The organism is Morganella sp. BCCO 40_0007, from assembly GCF_032989665.1.
In the GTDB taxonomy this organism is placed as follows: Bacteria; Pseudomonadota; Gammaproteobacteria; order Enterobacterales; family Enterobacteriaceae; genus Morganella; species Morganella sibonii.
The window spans coordinates 469,373-487,730 of sequence record NZ_JAVBIN010000001.1; the positions used below are offsets into that span (position 1 = coordinate 469,373).

The 18,358-nt window shown below is 50.6% G+C and carries 15 protein-coding genes; 9 read left to right on the forward strand and 6 right to left on the reverse strand.

What is annotated here, in order from left to right:
* Window positions 1–529: 529 nt before the first annotated feature.
* From R5268_RS01990 to R5268_RS02005, 4 genes are all read right to left on the reverse strand, one after another.
* The gene (locus R5268_RS01990) at window positions 530–733 is read right to left on the reverse strand and encodes an HHA domain-containing protein (protein ID WP_024474604.1); all 204 of its coding nucleotides are present in this window, start codon (window positions 731–733) and stop codon (window positions 530–532) included.
* 62 nt (window positions 734–795) lie between these two features.
* Window positions 796–1,155, reverse strand: a complete 360-nt coding sequence (tomB, locus tag R5268_RS01995; protein ID WP_046893178.1) for an Hha toxicity modulator TomB — start codon at window positions 1,153–1,155, stop codon at window positions 796–798.
* Between the two features lie 561 nt (window positions 1,156–1,716).
* Window positions 1,717–4,893, reverse strand: coding sequence for an efflux RND transporter permease subunit (locus R5268_RS02000; RefSeq protein WP_107678491.1), 3,177 nt, complete (start codon window positions 4,891–4,893; stop codon window positions 1,717–1,719).
* A gap of 14 nt (window positions 4,894–4,907) precedes the next feature.
* A complete protein-coding gene (locus R5268_RS02005) occupies window positions 4,908–6,101 on the reverse strand; it encodes an efflux RND transporter periplasmic adaptor subunit (RefSeq protein ID WP_166708462.1) in 1,194 nt (397 codons plus the stop codon).
* Window positions 6,102–6,226: 125 nt separating this feature from the next.
* On the opposite strand from R5268_RS02005, the gene acrR reads away from it, so the two are divergent.
* From acrR to mscK, 3 genes are read left to right on the forward strand one after another with little or no spacing between them, the layout of a single operon-like run.
* On the forward strand, window positions 6,227–6,874 hold the full coding sequence (gene acrR, locus R5268_RS02010) for a multidrug efflux transporter transcriptional repressor AcrR (RefSeq protein ID WP_107678489.1): 648 nt from the start codon (window positions 6,227–6,229) through the stop codon (window positions 6,872–6,874).
* 37 nt (window positions 6,875–6,911) lie between these two features.
* The gene (locus R5268_RS02015) at window positions 6,912–7,265 is read left to right on the forward strand and encodes a DsrE/DsrF/TusD sulfur relay family protein (RefSeq protein ID WP_046893182.1); all 354 of its coding nucleotides are present in this window, start codon (window positions 6,912–6,914) and stop codon (window positions 7,263–7,265) included.
* Between the two features lie 54 nt (window positions 7,266–7,319).
* Window positions 7,320–10,736 (forward strand): mechanosensitive channel MscK, encoded by a 3,417-nt coding sequence (mscK, locus tag R5268_RS02020; protein WP_410795815.1) that lies wholly within the window; start codon window positions 7,320–7,322, stop codon window positions 10,734–10,736.
* Here mscK and rsmS read toward each other — a convergent pair.
* Together rsmS and priC are read right to left on the reverse strand one after the other, a co-directional pair.
* Window positions 10,724–10,888 (reverse strand): pleiotropic regulatory protein RsmS, encoded by a 165-nt coding sequence (gene rsmS / locus R5268_RS02025; protein ID WP_218454528.1) that lies wholly within the window; start codon window positions 10,886–10,888, stop codon window positions 10,724–10,726. The two genes, mscK and rsmS, sit on opposite strands and share 13 nt — an antisense overlap.
* A gap of 18 nt (window positions 10,889–10,906) precedes the next feature.
* On the reverse strand, window positions 10,907–11,452 hold the full coding sequence (gene priC, locus R5268_RS02030) for a primosomal replication protein PriC (RefSeq protein ID WP_046893183.1): 546 nt from the start codon (window positions 11,450–11,452) through the stop codon (window positions 10,907–10,909).
* Between the two features lie 164 nt (window positions 11,453–11,616).
* On the opposite strand from priC, the gene apt reads away from it, so the two are divergent.
* From apt to adk, 6 genes are all read left to right on the forward strand, one after another.
* Window positions 11,617–12,180, forward strand: coding sequence for an adenine phosphoribosyltransferase (gene apt / locus R5268_RS02035; RefSeq protein ID WP_410795813.1), 564 nt, complete (start codon window positions 11,617–11,619; stop codon window positions 12,178–12,180).
* 95 nt (window positions 12,181–12,275) lie between these two features.
* Window positions 12,276–14,210, forward strand: a complete 1,935-nt coding sequence (gene dnaX / locus R5268_RS02040; protein ID WP_182105241.1) for a DNA polymerase III subunit gamma/tau — start codon at window positions 12,276–12,278, stop codon at window positions 14,208–14,210.
* A gap of 44 nt (window positions 14,211–14,254) precedes the next feature.
* Window positions 14,255–14,584, forward strand: coding sequence for a YbaB/EbfC family nucleoid-associated protein (locus R5268_RS02045; protein ID WP_015422952.1), 330 nt, complete (start codon window positions 14,255–14,257; stop codon window positions 14,582–14,584).
* Window positions 14,584–15,201, forward strand: coding sequence for a recombination mediator RecR (gene recR, locus R5268_RS02050; RefSeq protein ID WP_046893185.1), 618 nt, complete (start codon window positions 14,584–14,586; stop codon window positions 15,199–15,201). The genes R5268_RS02045 and recR overlap by 1 nt, the downstream gene beginning before the upstream one ends.
* Window positions 15,202–15,363: 162 nt before the next feature.
* The gene (gene htpG / locus R5268_RS02055) at window positions 15,364–17,238 is read left to right on the forward strand and encodes a molecular chaperone HtpG (RefSeq protein WP_052926555.1); all 1,875 of its coding nucleotides are present in this window, start codon (window positions 15,364–15,366) and stop codon (window positions 17,236–17,238) included.
* 211 nt (window positions 17,239–17,449) lie between these two features.
* Window positions 17,450–18,094 carry an adenylate kinase gene (adk, locus tag R5268_RS02060; protein ID WP_046893187.1) on the forward strand — a complete coding sequence of 215 codons (645 nt, stop codon included), beginning with the start codon at window positions 17,450–17,452 and terminating at the stop codon, window positions 18,092–18,094.
* Window positions 18,095–18,358: the final 264 nt, after the last annotated feature.

The following is an 18,358-nucleotide window of genomic DNA, read 5'->3' on the forward strand; positions in this document are numbered from 1 at the left end:
GCTATTCTCCTGTTATTGATTCTGAATGCCTCTGTCTGCATCCGGTGGTTGTCTTCGTTATTCATTCTCCATTCATCCGGCGTATCCTATTAATATATTCATAATTTGACATTATGCCTGTCAGCACAAGCCGGGACTTTCAGAGGGTCGCACCGGATTCAGGGATATAACAATATGAGTAAAATTTGTTTTATGTTCTTAGTGTAAAAGAGTGAGTTTCACATAAAAGCGCATGATTAGATAAAAATCCTATTTTTGATTTAACCCGTTATAGTGGTGAAAACTGAAAATAAAATTTTCGGTATACCCGGTGTTTAATAAATGCGTATCAGGATTTAATAATCTGGTGAGTGAAACAAACACAAAATATATACTTTTGTTATAAACAATATATATATCGTAATATAAGTAAGGAATAGCGGGATAAATAGCAGGCATGATCGAAAGCCAAAGTCAGTCAGCTGTGCCTTTGGCCCGTGATCACTAAAAATAAGACAATGCCTGAGAGAGGCGGTTACAGCAGACTGAATTAACGGACAAATTTCCAGACAGACGCCGGGATTTTGTCATACAGTTTATTCATGGTTAATTCGGCCAGACGATGATCGGCAGCTGAATAAAAAACCTCCAGCTCGTCATCAGTCAGTTCATATTTGTTCTTCTCAATGACACGTTCCAGTGTTTCGATCGAAGTGCACTTACGTAAGCGCATGAGATAGTCAAGTTTAGTCATCATATGTCATCTTCTTGCTGAGTTGTTAGTACGCAATATACTGATTTTAGTTCTGTATTCCGTTAGTGGACCAGATGCCCTTCGCTGGTCAGCATGCTGCTTACCAGTGATGCCATCTTCTTCCATTCCTCAACATCATTAAATGAAACTTCCATCTGACCAAACAGCGCGTAAGTTTCATCGATGTATTCATCGACAAATGAGATGAGATCCTTATTTTGTGTATGTTTTATCTTAAAACTCCAGGTCACGTCAGCAATGTAACCTAATAATTCGTTAAGTTTTAAGTTTGAATCTGAGGCTAAATCATTAACCCAAAAATTATTGCTTCTGATGAGAGTTTGTGTGCCTTCACGGCAAAGTTCATCACACAGATACTTCAGTACCGCAATATCGTAATTTCGTGGAGAATACTCGTCCATAATCACCTCCTGAATGTAGCCGGGAATGATAAGGCGCTGAAAAACGTTAAATTATAATTAACACATGAGTAAGTTATTACGCTATCGACGTCGGTATATTATATATATCAACCGCCTTTAATTATAAATAAAGGTAATGTAAGGTTCTGTTCAGCACAAGTGGATAATCAGATGCTGATTACATGTTAATCTGTTTCAGTTAGTGAACATGACGTTCCGGAAAAAGACGTGAATAAAAAGATCTGATTTAATCCTGTTTGTAATATAACACTATTTCAGCACTTGTCACTAGCCAAAATACAAAAAAAGTAAATTTAAATGCAGAGTAAATGCCTGAACGCACCAGGTATAATTACTCATCTTATTAAATTTATTGGTTTTTTATGGAATGGCGCGGTGGGGAATCATTACGGGTTATGACAAAACCTTACATTTGCGGAATGTTATAATTTACTTTTATCTATTGTTTATTTAAGTTCTTTTTACTCAAATTTAAAAATATTTATCATGGCGTGAAAATAAAAAAGGTCACTAATGTGACCTTTTTATGTTTAAGCAGGATTAAAATCCGTCAGGACTATCGCTCTTCTGCGTTACCGCATGAGCATGCTCAATGTCTTCACTCTTCTTACTGAAGCGGCGGCGGATAACCACATAGAAGACCGGCACGAAGAAGATAGCCAGTGATGTTGCGGCGATCATACCACCGAACACCCCGGTACCTACGGCGTTCTGTGCACCGGAACCGGCACCGTTACTCAGGACTAACGGAATAACCCCGAGCATAAAGGCCAGTGATGTCATCAGAATAGGGCGCAGACGCATCTTAACGGCTTCCAGTGTTGCCTCAATCAGCCCTTTGCCTTCTTTCTCCATCAGGTCTTTGGCGAATTCGACAATCAGGATGGCGTTCTTCGCCGACAGACCAATGGTTGTCAGCAGGCCGACCTTGAAGTACACGTCGTTGTCCAGTCCGCGGGCATGCGTCAGTAACAGCGCACCGATAACCCCGAGCGGAACCACCAGCATAACTGAGAACGGAACCGACCAGCTCTCATACAGGGCCGCCAGACAGAGGAAGACCACAATCAGAGAGATGGTATACAGTGCAGGTGCCTGGTTACCGGACAGTTTTTCCTGGTAAGACATACCTGTCCACTCAACACCAAAGCCCTGCGGCAGTTCTTTCGCCATATTTTCCATCAGTGCCATCGCATCACCACTACTCTTGCCCGGTGCGGCGCTGCCCTGAATCTGCATAGCAGGAATACCGTTATAACGTTCAAGGCGCGGTGAACCGAAAGTCCACGGATCCTTTTTCGTATCGATAAAGGCAGAGAACGGTACCATCTGACCCTGGTTATTGCGGACATACTGCTCAGCAATATTTTTCGGCTGCATACGGAACGGAGCATCAGCCTGTACGTACACTTTCTTCACACGACCGCGGTCGATAAAGTCATTGACGTAGCTGCCGCCGAACATGGTGCTCAGCGCGGCGTTAATGGTCTTGATATCAACCCCTAATGCCTCGGCTTTCTGCTGATCGACATGGATATGATACTGTGATGTATCTTCCATCCCGTTCGGGCGCACCTGCACCAGCATATCCGGATGCTCACCTGCCATCTTCAGTAACTGGTTACGGGCTGCGGTCAGTGCTTCGTGTCCCTGGTTAGCGTTATCCATCAGTTCGAGGTCAAATCCGCTGGATGAACCCAGTTCCACAATCGGCGGAATGTTTACCGCGAAAATCGAGGCTGACGAGTTGGTAAAGAAGTGCTGGTTGGCGCGTGCAACAACCGCTTCCACCTTATCTTCTTTTGCTTTACGTTCGTCCCAGTTTTTCAGAACAATAAACGCCAGACCCATGTTCTGTCCCTGACCCGCGAAGCCGAAGCCGTTAACGGTAAAGACAGATTCAACAACTTTTTTCTCATCTTCCAGATAGTACTTACTGACACCATCAAGAACAGTCTGAGTTTGTTCCTGCGTCGAACCCGGTGGTAACTGAACCATCGAGAGCAGTACGCCCTGGTCTTCTTCCGGTAAGAAAGAAGTCGGCAGACGGGTGAACATCACGATCATACCCGCAACCAGCAGCACATAGATCAGCAGGTAACGTCCTGTGCCGCGCAGCATACGGCCGACACTGTCAGTGTAGTGATTGGTTTGTTTCTCAAACACACGGTTAAACCAGCCGAAGAAACCGGTCTGACTGCCGTGGCTGCCTTTGGCAACCGGCTTGAGCATGGTGGCACACAGTGCCGGTGTCAGGATCAGCGCCACGAAGACTGACAGTATCATCGCGGAAACAATGGTAATGGAGAACTGACGGTAAATTGCCCCGGTTGACCCGCCGAAGAAGGCCATCGGAATAAATACCGCTGATAACACCATGGCAATACCGACCAGAGCACTCTGGATCTGACCCATCGATATTTTTGTGGCTTCTTTCGGCGGCAGGCCGGTTTCCTGCATGACACGCTCGACGTTTTCCACCACCACGATGGCGTCATCCACCAGAAGACCGATTGCCAGCACCATCGCGAACATCGTCAGGGTATTTATCGAATACCCGAATGCGGCAAGGGTGGCAAAGGTCCCCAGCAGTACCACCGGTACGGCGATAGTCGGGATCAGTGTTGCACGGAAGTTTTGCAGGAACAGATACATCACCACGAACACCAGCATGATTGCTTCAACCAGTGTTTTCACCACTTCGAAAATGGAGATTTTAACGAATGGTGTTGTATCGTACGGGTAAACAACTTCCAGGCCGTCAGGGAAAAACTCTGACATTTCTGTCAGTTTATCGCGAACCGCTTTGGCGGTATCCAGGGCGTTAGCACCGGTTGCCAGCTTGATACCGATACCGGCTGCCGGTTTCCCGTTATAACGCGCGATAATCCCGTAGTTTTCAGCACCGAGTTCCACGTAAGCAACATCTTTCAGGCGGACAACCGAACCGTCAGTGTTAACCCGCAGCATGATTTCCTGAAACTGCTCAGGCGTGTTCAGACGGGTCTGCGCAATAATAGAGGTATTCAGACGCTGGTTTGGTACCGGCGGTGTTCCCCCCAGCTGACCGGCGGCAACCTGGTTATTCTGCACCTGAATCGCATTGATGATATCTATGGTACTCAGGTTATATTTCACCAGTTTGTCCGGATCGAGCCAGATACGCATGGCATACTGGGTACCGAAGAGCTGGGTTTCACCAACCCCGGTCACACGGCTGATCGGGTCTTTGACGTTAGAGCCGACGTAGTCCGCGATATCGTTCTGGGACATGGTACCGTCCTCAGACACGAAACCGGCCACCAGCAGGAAGGAACTGGTGGATTTTTCAACGGTAATACCCTGCTGCTGAACTTCCTGAGGAAGCAGCGGCATTGCCAGCTGGAGTTTGTTCTGAACCTGAACCTGGGCAATATCCGGGTTGGCGTCAGCTTCAAAGGTCAGCGAGATATTCATACTACCCGCTGAGTCACTGGTTGAAGACATGTACACCATCTTGTCGATACCGTTCATGTTCTGTTCGATAACCTGAGTTACCGTATTCTGAACCGTCTCGGCATCCGCACCCGGATAGTTTGCGGAAATTGAAATGGTCGGCGGCGCAACAGTCGGATACTGTGCCACCGGCAATTTCATGATCGCCAACAGACCTGCAAGCATGGTAATAATTGCGATTACCCATGCAAATATCGGTCTTTCAATAAAAAACTTTGGCATGAATCACTGACTCCTTATTGGGACTTCTGAGCAGATTCAGTATTTTTCGGCGCAGCCGCCGGCTGTGCATTTAAATCTGCTTCTGTTGCCTTAACGGCAGCACCCGCTTTGATTTTCTGGAAGCCTTCAACTACCACGCGCTCCCCGTCGTTCACACCGGAGGTAATCAGCCATTTGTTACCGTAAGACTGACCGACAGTGACCGGACGGACTTCGATTTCATTTTTGGCGTTGACTACGTTAACGACTGCGCCGCCTTTGGCCGTACGGATAACCCCTTCCTGCGGAACTAAAATAGCGTCAGGACGGACACCTTCATCCACACGGGCGCGGACAAACATTCCCGGCAGCAGGGATTCCTGCGGGTTCGGGAACACGGCACGCATAGTGATAGAGCCGGTGGTTTCATCGACAGTCACGTCGGAGAATTCCAGATAACCTTTATGGGTATAATCTTTGTTTTCAGCCGTCACCAGGCTGACAGCAACTTTACCCTGTTCTTTATCCACGGCACCGCTGGCGATTTCTTGTTTCAGACGCAGGTAATCATCACTGGACTGGGTCACATCCACATAGATAGGGTCAATCTGCTGAACCAGTGTCAGCGGCTGGGTCTGACCCGTTGCCACTAATGCACCTTCAGTCACGTTTGATTTACCGGACAGACCGGCAATCGGGGAGGTGACTTTGGTGTAGTTCAGGTTGATTTGCGCAGTCTGAACAGCAGCCTGTGCAGCCTGAACCGCAGCCTGAGCCTGTGCATGCGTGGAGACCGCCTCATCATAATCCTGGCGGCTGATATAGTTTGTTCCCAGCAACGGTTTATAGCGGTTCACTGTCAGGCGGGCCAGTTCGGCATTCGCTTTGGCTTTGGCCAGTTCAGCCTGTGCGCTGTTCAGCGTAGCCTGAAAAGGAGCCGGATCGATTTGATAGAGCGATTCGCCTTCTTTGACGTCACTTCCTTCTTTGTAGTTGCGTTTTAAAATAATGCCGCCGACCTGAGGGCGCACTTCCGCGATGCGGTATGCAGAAGTTCGTCCCGGCAGTTCCGTACTCACTGTCAGTGGTGCAGCTTTCAGTGTAACGACTTTAACGTCCGGCGGTGGCATTTCGCCCCCTTGCTTCTGCTCTTCACCACATCCGGACAGCAGAAAGCTCCCGGACAGAACGAGCATAGCCAGAGGTAGAACGCCTCTGTTTTTTCGCATAGTAAACCTCTATAAAATGTCGATTTTTAACCGGTAAATATGGTTGATTAACTAATAAATCAGCGTGCTATAATACAAACATACACGAATGTATGTAAATTAACTTCAGATGACACAGGCCTTACATGGCACGAAAAACTAAACAGCAGGCCGGAGAAACCCGCCGGCAGATTATTGAGGCCGCATTAACCGCTTTCAGTGAGCGGGGCGTATCTGCGACGTCATTAGTGGATATTGCTAAGCAAGCAGGTGTGACCCGTGGTGCGATCTATTGGCACTTCAAAAATAAAGTTGATCTGTTTACTGAAGTCTGTTCGATAACCGATACAAAAATTGGCGTTATTGAACAAGAGTATCGGGCAAAATACCCGGATAATCCACTTTTAGTGTTTAAGAAAATATTAATTTACATTCTGACCTCAGTGGTATCCGATCCCAAAATGCGGGCTATTCTGAGTATTTCATTTCATAAATGTGAATTTACCGGTGAAATGAGCGAATTAATTACCATCAGACAAAATTTATATGCTGCGGAATACTCAAGAATTGAATCTTTCCTGATTGAAAGTGTGACACTGGGACTGCTGCCGTCAACCCTCGACCTGCGCCGTGCGGCAATCATGCTGCGCGGAATGATAACCGGCCTGTTAGAAAACTGGCTCTTTTCCAGCGAGAGTTTTAATATTGACGGACAGGCGGAATATTTGGTTGACGGTTATCTGGATATGTTAATGTTCAGTAAAAATATGCAGCTGACGCCGGCAGACGCCTGATTTACATTTTATAATATTAACCTTAAGGATATCATGTATGAAGCCTGTATTAATTATTGCCAATGGCGCTGCATATGGCAGTGAATCTTTATTTAATGCACTGCGTCTGGCAATTGCAATTAAAGAGCAGGACAGTCAGGTGCCGATGAATGTTTTTCTGATGTCGGATGCGGTGGTGGCCGGATTACGCGGTCAGCAGCCGAAAGAAGGTTATAACCTGAAACAGATGCTGGAGATCCTGCTGGCACAGAAAACAGCAATTAAACTGTGTAAAACCTGCACCGATGCCCGCGGTATCTCTGAACTTCCGCTGGTGGACGGGGTGGAAATAGGCACACTGGCCGAACTGGCGCAGTGGTCGCTTGATGCTGAAAAAATTATTACTTTTTAATCAGATAGTCTGAAACGGACAGCCGGGGAAGGGCAGATACAAGTGGATATTATGATGAAGCAAGTCAGCCGTGTCCCGGCTTCCGGTCTGCTGAGACGGGTTTTTCTCCGTCTTTTTACCTGTTTTGTCTTTCTGTTGCCGGTGCTTATTCAGAACAGTGCGGCGGCGGCCGTTCAGGAGATTCCTGACCGTAACACAATCCAGACTGAACTGAATGCCCTGAATAACCGTAAAGAACAGACGGCTGCGGATAAATTGTCCGTGCAGGATCTGGAGCGGGCGCTGGTATTTTATGACAATCTGGATACCCTCAAAGAAAAATCACAGGAACTGAAAAAGCGGGTGGATGAAGCCCCGCGTCTGTCAGAACAGGTCACACAAAAATTAACACAGATTAAATCATTAACGGATGAAGGTCTGGCTGATTACCGCGCCTCTGTTGAGCGTCTGCCGCTTTCACAGCTGGAACTGAAACTTAACAGTACTCTTGAAGCGTTGCAGACTGCACAAAATAATCTCTCTTCTTATAACAGTGATCTGATTGCTCTCCAGACGCAGCCGGAGCGCGCGCAGAATATCATGTATGCCAATGTGCAGCGTTTACAGCAAATCCGTGTTGAACTGAATGACTCTATGGCGGCTCAGAAAGTACTGAGGCCGACTGAAATCGAGTCTCTTCAGGTGGAGCAGTATTACTTACAGCAGCAGATTGATTATCAGAAGCGTGCATTACAGTCGAATACGCAATTACAGAATCTGCTTCAGGTGCAGCGTGATTATGTGGGTGAACACATCAAACAGCTGGAAAGCTATATCGATGTGATTCAGGAAACGGTCAGCAGCAAACGGCTGGATTATTCGGAAGAGGCGGCAAAAGAAGCACAGAGCTCGGATGATACCCAGCGCAATATGCGGGATGATCCGCTGGTGCTGCGTGAAATCGCCCTGAACCATGAATTAAGTGAAAAACTGGTCGCCGCCACCCGAGACAATAACCAGCTGGTGCAGCGTACCATCAAAGTCCGCAGTATTCTTGACCGCGCGCTGCAATCCGAGCGCAATCTCAAAGAGCAGATTACTGTGCTGCGCGGCAGCCTGCTGCTCTCCCGTATCCTGTTTAAAGAGCAGATCGATTTGCCGCCGGATCTGCTGATTAAGGATTTACCGGACAGAATCGCGGACATGCGCCTGGCGCAGTTTGAAATTAACCAGCAGCGTGACAATCTTTATCAGCCGGACAAATTTGTCAGCACCCTGATTGATGAATATGCCAAAACGCATGATATGCCGGAAACGGAAGCAGAGCTGCGGGCACAGAAGCATGCGCTGGTACAGGTGGTGTCTGTCCGCCAGGATCTGCTGGATCAGCTGAACACCCAGATGGGTAATCAGATTTCCCAGGCGATTAACCTGCAACTGGATCAGACTCAGCTCGTGACTGTGGTCGCCTCACTGGAGAAAACCCTCGCACAGCAGATTTTCTGGGTCAACAGTAACAAACCGGTCAACCTGGCCTGGTTTCAGTCCTTCCCGGGCGCCGTCAAACAGGAACTGACGTCACTGGATCTGAACTGGTCGCTGCAAAGTCTGATCAACGGTTTTGTCGATTCCCTCTTTATTACCGTTCCGCTGCTGATTATTGCACTGCTGCTGCGTTTCGGTACCAAGAATATAGATACCAAACTGGCTGAAATTAATGCCGATGTCGGGCGGCTGAAAAAAGACCGTCAGATCTACACGCCGATGGCGCTGGGACTGATGCTGATCAAAACCCTGCCGTCCTCGCTGTTTGTGATTGCTTTCGGGTATTTCTGTCTGAAAACCGGCAGCGCGGATTCCGCGCTGATGTGGACTATCTCCCGCCAGCTGGCACTCTTCTGGGTGCTGTTTGAGTGGAGTTACCGGATTATGAAACCGGAAGGGATCGCCGTCACACACTTCGGGATTGATCCGGAAATCTGCCGGATCGGCCGCCGCAGACTGCTGCGCCTGGCTCTGCCGCTGCTGCCGATTATGCTGTGGGCGGCTTACGGTATGGAATACCCGCTGCGTCTGGTGGACGATGTGATCGGACAGCTGGTGGTGCCGGTGGCACTGGTATTTGTCTTTATCTTCACACTGCCGTTCTGCATTGAGATCTGGCGCGAAAAGGGCTCTCACCTGGTGCGGGCTGTCCTGCTGACCTTGCTGACGTTCTCCCCTCTGGTGCTGGTGGTGCTGGTCGGGCTGGGGTATTACTACACCGCACTGCGCCTGAGCAGCCGCTGGATAGACAGCCTCTATCTGCTGCTGCTGTGGTATATCGTGTATCATTCCAGTTTGCGCGGCCTGGCACTGGCGGCACGGCGTCTGACCTATCAGCGTGCGCTGGCCCGCCGTCAGAAACAGCAGACTCAGCTTAAAGAACAGCATGACGGGGATGATGTTCCGGATATGATTGTGGAAGAGCCGCCGATGTCGATGGAGCTGATTAACCAGCAGTCTCTGCGCCTGACATCCATGGTGCTGTTTATTGTCTTTGCCGCCGCATTCTACGGAATATGGTCTGATTTTATTACTATTTTCTCGTTCTTCGACAGTATCACACTGTGGCATTACAACGTGGATACCACGCTGGGGAATGTGGTGGAAGCGGTCACGCTCGGCGATCTGATTCTGTCGGTGCTGATTGTGGTGGTATCCTGGATAATGATGCGCAACCTCCCCGGTCTGCTGGAAGTTCTTGTGCTTTCGCGGCTCTCACTGCGTCAGGGGACGTCGTATGCCATCACCACTATTCTGACGTACCTGATTGTCGGGATCGGAACCATTGCCGCATTCGGAACCCTCGGGGTGTCGTGGGGTAAATTACAGTGGCTGGCGGCAGCCCTGACCTTCGGCCTCAGCTTCGGGTTACAGGAGATCTTCGCTAACTTTGTCTCGGGTATCATTATTCTGTTCGAACGCCCGATCCGTATCGGCGATACTGTCACTATCGGCACCTTCTCAGGGACAGTTAACAAGATCCGCATCCGTGCAACCACGGTAATTGATTTTGACCGCAAAGAGGTCATTATCCCGAACAAAGCCTTTATGACCGAGCGCCTGACCAACTGGTCGCTCTCCGATACGGTAACGCGGATTGTGATTAATGTCGGGGTGGCTTACGGTTCAGATCTGGCGAAAGTGAAAGAGGTTCTGCTGAAAGCGGCCACGGATAACCCGAAAGTGATGACCGACCCGGCGCCGGGCGTGTATTTCACGGAGTTTGGTGCCAGCAGTCTCGACCACCAGCTGCGTTTCTATGTGCGCACCATCGGCGACCGCAGTGCCACCACCGATGAAGTGAACCGTGCTATTGACCGGATGGCGCGTGAAAACGATATCAATATCGCCTTCAACCAGCTGGAAGTGTATCTCCACGATCAGAACAGCGGCAAAGAAGTGCAGGTACAGGGAAAAGAGAAGGATGACGGCGTTCAGCCGGCCTGATCACCATCAGTATCGCGCAGTTTGTTTTCATAATCGCGGCGGACAATCTGTAACGCCGCGAGCACGGTTTCGGCCGGGATATGGTTCTCTTCCAGCAGGCAGATAAGATCGACCGCCAGTTTTACCTCATCGGGGGCATTTTCAAGACTCATGGGATATCCGCTGTCTGATTAAAATTCGGTGCCGTCGTGGCGTTCAATCTGCCGTTCAATGCGCTGTAAAGCCTGACGGCAGCGGACAAGGCGTCCGGCCAGCGCCGCCAGTTCTTTCTGGATTTTTTGCTGTTCGGCAAAGGTCTGTGCGCGGCCGAGAGCCAGTTCACGGTCATCGGTCATTTGCGCCAGACGGCGTTCATAATCCTGATGTTGTGCCAGGCGCTGATACAGATCCACCTGACTGTCCCGTTTCACATAGCCCTGTTCTTTCTGCCGCAGTGACTGTGTGGCGGCCTCGCGATTCAGTGCCGCAATCTGGGCGACAATTTTTTCGGCCAGGAAGCGCACCTGTTCTGCCCGGTTCTCATCCGCGCACTGCTCAAGCTGGTCAGTATGGTGCAGTAATTCATCCATACAGAGGCGAAGGGTTTTATTACGGGCGGCGAACAGGGTATCATCGAAGCGGCGCTGGCTCAGTTCCCGATCCGCTATCGGTGCAATCTGTGTTTCCAGTACGCTGATTTTCTGCCGCAGCGCCTGTAACAATTGTCTGGTGTTCATTATCCGCCTCAGTGAAATGTGCCCGGGATCGTTGTTGAAGATCATAGTTACAGGAGCATTTTTTAGTCTGTTTGATATAAAACAACAAATAATCGGCAAAGTCACGGGATACGGTTGCAATTTTCCCCTGATTTGCATAGATTCTGAGGTTTCGTGTTATCTCTATGGCACCTATTATGAGCGCAACTGCTGAACAACTGCAATTTATTAAAGAAAGTATCCGGACTATCCCTGACTATCCTAAGGAAGGGGTACTGTTTCGCGACATCACCACATTACTGGCCAATCCGGAAGCATATCGTCTGACGATTGATATGCTGGTGGAGCATTTCGCAGACAAAGGGATCACCAAAGTCGTGGGCACTGAAGCCCGTGGATTCTTATTCGGCGCACCGGTTGCGTTACGTCTGGGTGTCGGCTTTGTACCGGTCCGCAAAAAAGGGAAATTACCGTGTGATACCCTCAGCGAGACCTATGATCTGGAATACGGCACTGACACACTGGAGATGCACAAAGACAGCATCAGCAGTGGTGACAGTGTGCTGGTTGTCGATGACCTGCTGGCCACCGGCGGTACCGTGAACGCAACTATCCGCCTGATCCGCCGCCTGGGCGGTGAAGTGCATGAAGCCGCCTTTATTATCGGCCTGCCGGATCTCGGCGGCGCCGAACGCCTTGAAGCGGAAGGTGTGCACAGCTTCTGCCTGCTGGAATATGCCGGCGGCTGAGTCTTTCCCCTGTATTAAACGCAAACTCAGCCTCGCCCATTATGGTGAGGCTGTGGTAGCATGATGGAAAATCATGTTCACTCTCTGCGGAATCCATGAGCTATCAAGTCCTTGCCCGTAAGTGGCGACCACAAACATTTTCACAGGTTATCGGTCAGCAGCATGTTCTGACAGCGCTCGCAAACGGGCTGGAACATCAGCGGCTTCACCACGCCTATCTTTTTTCCGGCACCCGCGGGGTCGGGAAAACCACTCTTGCACGCCTGTTTGCCAAAGGTCTTAACTGTGAGCAGGGCATCACCGCCACGCCGTGCGGCAAATGCCAGAACTGCCTGGAAATTGAGCAGGGGCGGTTTGTTGATCTGATTGAGATCGATGCCGCGTCGCGCACCAAGGTGGAAGATACCCGTGAACTGCTGGATAACGTCCAGTACGCCCCGTCACGCGGGCGTTTCAAAGTTTATCTGATCGATGAAGTCCACATGCTCTCCCGTCACAGCTTTAATGCGCTGCTGAAAACCCTGGAAGAGCCGCCGGAGCACGTCAAATTCCTGCTGGCCACAACGGACCCGCAAAAGCTGCCGGTGACAATTTTATCCCGCTGCTTACAGTTTCATCTTAAAGCGCTGGATGTGGATCAGATCAGTCAGCAGCTTGATACTATTCTGACTGCCGAACAGATTGAAAACGATGCCCGCGCACGGCTGTTACTGGCCCGTGCCGCCGACGGCAGTATGCGTGATGCGCTGAGTCTGGCGGATCAGGCGATTGCACTTGGTGCCGGAAAAGTGACCACGGACGTGGTCACGCAGATGCTCGGCACTCTCGACGACGAGCAGCCCCTCACTATCCTGGAAGCCCTGGTAAAAGGGGATGGCGTTCAGGTGATGAACGGCGTGAATGATGCCGCATCACGGGGCGCGGACTGGGATAATCTGCTGACAGAAATGCTGGCTGCGCTGCATAAAATTGCCATGCTGCAACTGCTGCCGGTACAGGAAAACAGTGCTGCCGGTGTGACAGAAGAGCGTCTTCGTATCCTGGCCCGGGCTATTGCCCCGGCAGATCTGCAACTCTATTATCAGACACTGCTGGTCGGCCGCAAAGAGCTGCCGTATGCCCCGGACAGACGAATGGGCGCTGAAATGGCGCTGCTGCGCGCGCTGGCATTCCATCCGCGTAATGTGATTGATGAAGTGATCACCGCGCCGTCCGTGGCACCGGTTTCTTTACCGTCACAGCCGCAGACACCGGAACCGGCTGCACCGGCACGCAGCACACCGCCGCCGGTGATGTCACCGGAAACGGAGAACAGCCCGACTGCCCAGTTGCTGAAAGCCCGTGATGCGCTGAACCGGCAGGAGACTCCGCCGTCAAAAAAGTCTGAGCCGGTTACCTTAACAGATAAGGTTAAACCGGCGAACTCAGCACTGGAGCGACTCGCTGCCGTGACTGAAAACCGCCGGGGGCATGTTGCGTCTGCACCGCAGCCGAAAGCATCCGGTAAACCGCAGCCGTATCAGTGGCGTCCGCAGAAACAGGATGAACCGGAAGAAAAGGCTCCGGTTACACGACCGAAAGATATCAAAAAAGCCCTCGAGCATGAAAAAACGCCGGAAGTGGCTGAAAAACTCGCTGTTGCTGCCCGTGAACGTGATGCATGGGCGGCAGATATTGATAAAATGCAGCTGCCGAAACTGGTGCAGCAGCTGGCGCTGAATGCAGTGAAAGAACAGACCGGTGAAGACAGTATCTGTCTGCATCTGCGCTCCTCCCAGCGCCACCTGAATTCAAAATCAGCACACAGTATGCTGAGTGATGCACTGAGTGAACTTTATGGTAAAGTTATCAGTCTCACTATTTGTGAAGATGATGATGTCAGCATAAAAACGCCGCTGGAATGGCGGCAGGCTATCTATGAAGAGATGCTGGCGCAGGCGCGTCAGTCCATTGTGACGGATAAAACCATTCAGACTCTGCTGACCTTTTTTGATGCGGAACTGGATGAAGAGAGTATCCGGCCTGTTTAACCACCTTGCGTTGGAATACGCAATTTAGTCAAAGAGAGAAAACTATGTTCGGTAAAGGCGGTTTGGGCAATCTCATGAAACAAGCCCAGCAAATGCAGGATAAAATGCAGCAGATGCAGGAAGAGATTGCAAATACGGAAGTCACCGGTGAATCCGGTGCGGGCCTGGTTAAAGTCACTATCAACGGCGCACATAACTGCCGCCGCGTGGAAATCGATCCAAGCCTGATGGAAGATGACAAAGAGATGCTCGAAGATCTGATTGCTGCCGCATTTAATGATGCCGCACGTCGTATCGACGAAACCCAGAAAGAAAAAATGGCGTCAGTATCCAGCGGAATGCAGCTGCCGCCGGGCTTTAAGATGCCGTTCTGATGCAAACCAGTCCGCTTCTTGAAGCACTGATGGACGCCCTGCGCTGTCTGCCGGGCGTCGGGCCGAAATCGGCCCAGCGTATGGCGTTTCAGCTGTTACAGCGTGACCGCAGCGGCGGCATGCGTCTGGCGCAGGCGCTGACCCGCGCGATGTCGGAAATCGGCCACTGCCGCGACTGCCGGACCTTTACCGAGCAGGAGCAGTGTACTATCTGTGCCAATCCGCGCCGTCAGCAGACCGGCCTTATCTGTGTGGTGGAAAGCCCTGCGGATATCCACGCTATCGAGCAGACAGGGCAGTTCTCCGGCCGTTACTTTGTGCTGATGGGACACCTGTCGCCGCTGGACGGCATCGGTCCTGCTGATATCGGGCTGGATAAACTGGAGGAGCGGCTGTCTCAGGAAACCCTCAATGAGGTGATCCTGGCGACCAATCCGACAGTGGAAGGGGAAGCGACGGCCAATTATATTGCGGAAATGTGCGCGCAGTATGATGTTTCAGCCAGCCGTATCGCTCACGGCGTACCGGTCGGGGGCGAGCTGGAAATGGTGGATGGCACAACCTTGTCTCACTCCATCGCCGGGCGTCAGAAAATCCGTTACAACAGCGATTACTGACGGCGGTTTCTGCCTGTTATCCGGACAGACGGCCTGTGCCGTCTGTCACTTTCCCTCAGAATTGTCACAAAAAATTCCCCGTTTGCCTTGAAAATCTGAAGACCGGCCCCACCTGATTTTTATCCTGTTTTTTTTCGTTGATAAGTCAGTCTGAGGTTATTCATGAGTCTGCAAGAACAAGAAACCCGTGGTTTTCAGTCAGAAGTAAAACAACTTCTGCAGTTAATGATCCACTCACTTTATTCCAACAAAGAAATTTTCCTGCGCGAGCTTATCTCCAACGCCTCTGATGCGGCCGATAAGCTGCGTTTCCGTGCCTTATCCGACAGTTCACTGTATGAGAACGATGGTGATCTGCATGTCCGCCTGTCCGCTGATAAAGAAAAGCGTACGCTGACCATCAGTGATAACGGTATCGGGATGACCCGCGATGAAGTCATCGACAATCTCGGTACGATTGCCAAATCCGGCACCAAAGCATTCCTGGAATCACTCGGCTCCGATGCGGCAAAAGACAGCCAGCTGATCGGCCAGTTCGGGGTGGGGTTCTATTCTGCCTTTATCGTGGCGGACAAAGTTACTGTTATCACCCGTGCGGCGGGTGTACCGTCTGACCAGGCGGTGTTCTGGGAGTCCGAAGGGGAAGGGGATTACTCTATCGCCAAAACCCATAAGGATTCACGCGGTACTGACATCACCCTGCATTTCCGTGAGGGGGAAGATGAGTTCCTGGATGACTGGCGTCTGCGCTCGGTTATCGGCAAATATTCCGATCATATTGCGCTGCCGGTGGAAATCGAAAGCAAAAATGAAGAAGACGGTACTGTCATCTGGGAAAAAATCAACAAAGCTCAGGCACTGTGGACGCGCAATAAGAACGACATCAGTGATGAAGAATATAATGAGTTTTACAAGCATCTCTCCCATGATTTCGCTGATCCGCTGACATGGGCGCATAACCGCGTGGAAGGGAAGCAGGAGTACACCAGCCTGCTCTATATCCCGTCTGTGGCGCCGTTTGACCTGTGGCACCGCGACCAGCGCCGCGGCCTGAGCCTGTATGTCCAGCGCGTCTTTATCATGGATGATGCGGAACAGTTCATGCCGAACTACCTGCGCTTTGTGCGCGGTCTGATAGATTCGAATGATCTGCCGCTGAATGTCTCCCGTGAAATTTTACAGGACAGCGCCGTGACCCGCAGCCTGCGCAGTGCACTGACCAAACGTGTTCTGCAGATGCTGGAGAAACTGGCGAACAATGACGCTGAAAAATACCAGACTTTCTGGCAGCAGTTCGGCCTGGTTCTGAAAGAAGGCCCGGGTGAGGACAGCACCAATGCGGAACTGATCGCCAAACTGCTGCGTTTTGCCAGCACGAAAGAAGACAGCTCCGCACAGACCGTTTCCCTGGCGGATTATGTTTCCCGCATGGCGGAAGGTCAGGAAAAGATTTACTACATCACCGCAGACAGCTATGCAGCGGCGAAAAACAGCCCGCATCTGGAATTATTCCGTAAGAAAGGCATTGAAGTACTGCTGCTCTCCGATCGCATCGATGAGTGGATGATGAATTACCTCAATGAATTTGATGGTAAAACCTTCCAGTCTGTCAGCAAGGCGGATGAATCGCTGGAAAAACTGGCGGATGAAGATCCGGCAGCGAAAGAAGAAGCAGACAAAGAGCTGGCGCCGTTTATTGATCGCGTGAAAACACTGCTCGGTGATCGTGTGAAAGAAGTGAAACTGACACACCGTCTGACGTCAACGCCGGCGATTGTGACCACTGATGCGGATGATATGAGTACGCAGATGGCGAAACTGTTTGCCGCTGCCGGTCAGCAGGCACCGGAAGTGAAATACAACTTTGAGCTGAACCCGGAGCATCCGCTGGTGAAACTGGCCGCAGAGCAGCAGGACGAAAGCCGCTTTGCCGACTGGATCAATCTGCTGCTCGATCAGGCACTGTTTGTTGAACGCGGAACCCTGGAAGATCCGAATGAATTCGTATCCCGGATGAATAGTCTGTTATTAGGCTAAAAACAGGCGTTCCCGCGCCGGGTGAGCGCAATCGTGCATAACCCGCTTAAAAACCACATGATTTCATGATAATCATGTGGTTTTTTCATTGAAATCAGTAAAAACGAACGGGAGAGTTTCCCCGCTTTTCTTGAGTCCATACCCTGACAAATGGTATGGTAGCTTGTTTTTATCCGAATTATAAAAAAGCAACCAGCAAGGGGTTTACGCAATGCGTATTATTCTGCTCGGCGCTCCGGGCGCCGGTAAAGGGACTCAGGCTCAGTTTATCATGGAAAAATACGGGATCCCTCAGATCTCGACGGGTGACATGCTGCGTGCAGCAGTGAAATCCGGCAGTGAATTGGGTCTCCAGGCAAAAGAACTGATGGACAACGGCAAATTAGTGACTGACGCATTAGTTATCGCACTGGTTAAAGAGCGCATCAAACAGGATGACTGCCGTAACGGCTTCCTGCTGGACGGGTTCCCGCGTACCATTCCGCAGGCAGATGCAATGAAAGAAGCCGGCATCACCGTTGATTTCGTTCTGGAATTCGATGTTCCGGATGACATTATCGTTGACCGTATTATCGGCCGCCGCGTACACGCAGGCTCAGGCCGTGTGTATCATGTAAAATACAATCCGCCGAAGACAGAAAATAAAGACGACGTGACCGGTGAAGAGCTGACCATCCGTAAAGATGATCAGGAAGAAACCGTCCGTAAGCGTCTGGTGGAATACCATCAGCTGACTGCACCACTGATTGAGTACTATCAGAAAGAAGCTCAGATGAGTGACGTGAAATACAACCGTATTGACGGCACCCGTCCGGTAAGCGAAGTCAGTCAGGAATTAGCCCGTATCCTGGGTTAATCCGGCACTTATTTCTGTCAGGCAGCCAAACGGCTGCCTTTTTTTATCCTGATATGCGGCACATCGTGAGCATACATCAGTATGTGACCGGGGTGACAGAGAGCAGCCAACGAACCTGCGGATGTAAGGATGAAGGACGGTGTTCAAAATCATTTTGTTTGCAGGCAGGCGGCAAACGAAGGCACACCGTGAGCATACATCAGTATGTGACCGGGGTGACAGAGAGCAGCCAACGAACCTGCGGATGTAAGGATGAAGGACGGT

Excerpts from the sequence above, each read along its gene's own strand:
- R5268_RS02015 (WP_046893182.1), top strand. The coding sequence starts at position 6,912 with ATGAAGCCTGTATTAATTATTGCCAATGGCGCTGCATATGGCAGTGAA.
- tomB (WP_046893178.1), bottom strand. The coding sequence starts at position 1,155 with ATGGACGAGTATTCTCCACGAAATTACGATATTGCGGTACTGAAGTAT.
- priC (WP_046893183.1), bottom strand. The coding sequence starts at position 11,452 with ATGAACACCAGACAATTGTTACAGGCGCTGCGGCAGAAAATCAGCGTA.
- R5268_RS01990 (WP_024474604.1), bottom strand. The coding sequence starts at position 733 with ATGACTAAACTTGACTATCTCATGCGCTTACGTAAGTGCACTTCGATC.
- htpG (WP_052926555.1), top strand. The coding sequence starts at position 15,364 with ATGAGTCTGCAAGAACAAGAAACCCGTGGTTTTCAGTCAGAAGTAAAA.
- rsmS (WP_218454528.1), bottom strand. The coding sequence starts at position 10,888 with ATGAGTCTTGAAAATGCCCCCGATGAGGTAAAACTGGCGGTCGATCTT.
- dnaX (WP_182105241.1), top strand. The coding sequence starts at position 12,276 with ATGAGCTATCAAGTCCTTGCCCGTAAGTGGCGACCACAAACATTTTCA.
- apt (WP_410795813.1), top strand. The coding sequence starts at position 11,617 with ATGGCACCTATTATGAGCGCAACTGCTGAACAACTGCAATTTATTAAA.
- R5268_RS02000 (WP_107678491.1), bottom strand. The coding sequence starts at position 4,893 with ATGCCAAAGTTTTTTATTGAAAGACCGATATTTGCATGGGTAATCGCA.
- adk (WP_046893187.1), top strand. The coding sequence starts at position 17,450 with ATGCGTATTATTCTGCTCGGCGCTCCGGGCGCCGGTAAAGGGACTCAG.
- R5268_RS02005 (WP_166708462.1), bottom strand. The coding sequence starts at position 6,101 with ATGCGAAAAAACAGAGGCGTTCTACCTCTGGCTATGCTCGTTCTGTCC.
- recR (WP_046893185.1), top strand. The coding sequence starts at position 14,584 with ATGCAAACCAGTCCGCTTCTTGAAGCACTGATGGACGCCCTGCGCTGT.
- mscK (WP_410795815.1), top strand. The coding sequence starts at position 7,320 with ATGAAGCAAGTCAGCCGTGTCCCGGCTTCCGGTCTGCTGAGACGGGTT.
- R5268_RS02045 (WP_015422952.1), top strand. The coding sequence starts at position 14,255 with ATGTTCGGTAAAGGCGGTTTGGGCAATCTCATGAAACAAGCCCAGCAA.
- acrR (WP_107678489.1), top strand. The coding sequence starts at position 6,227 with ATGGCACGAAAAACTAAACAGCAGGCCGGAGAAACCCGCCGGCAGATT.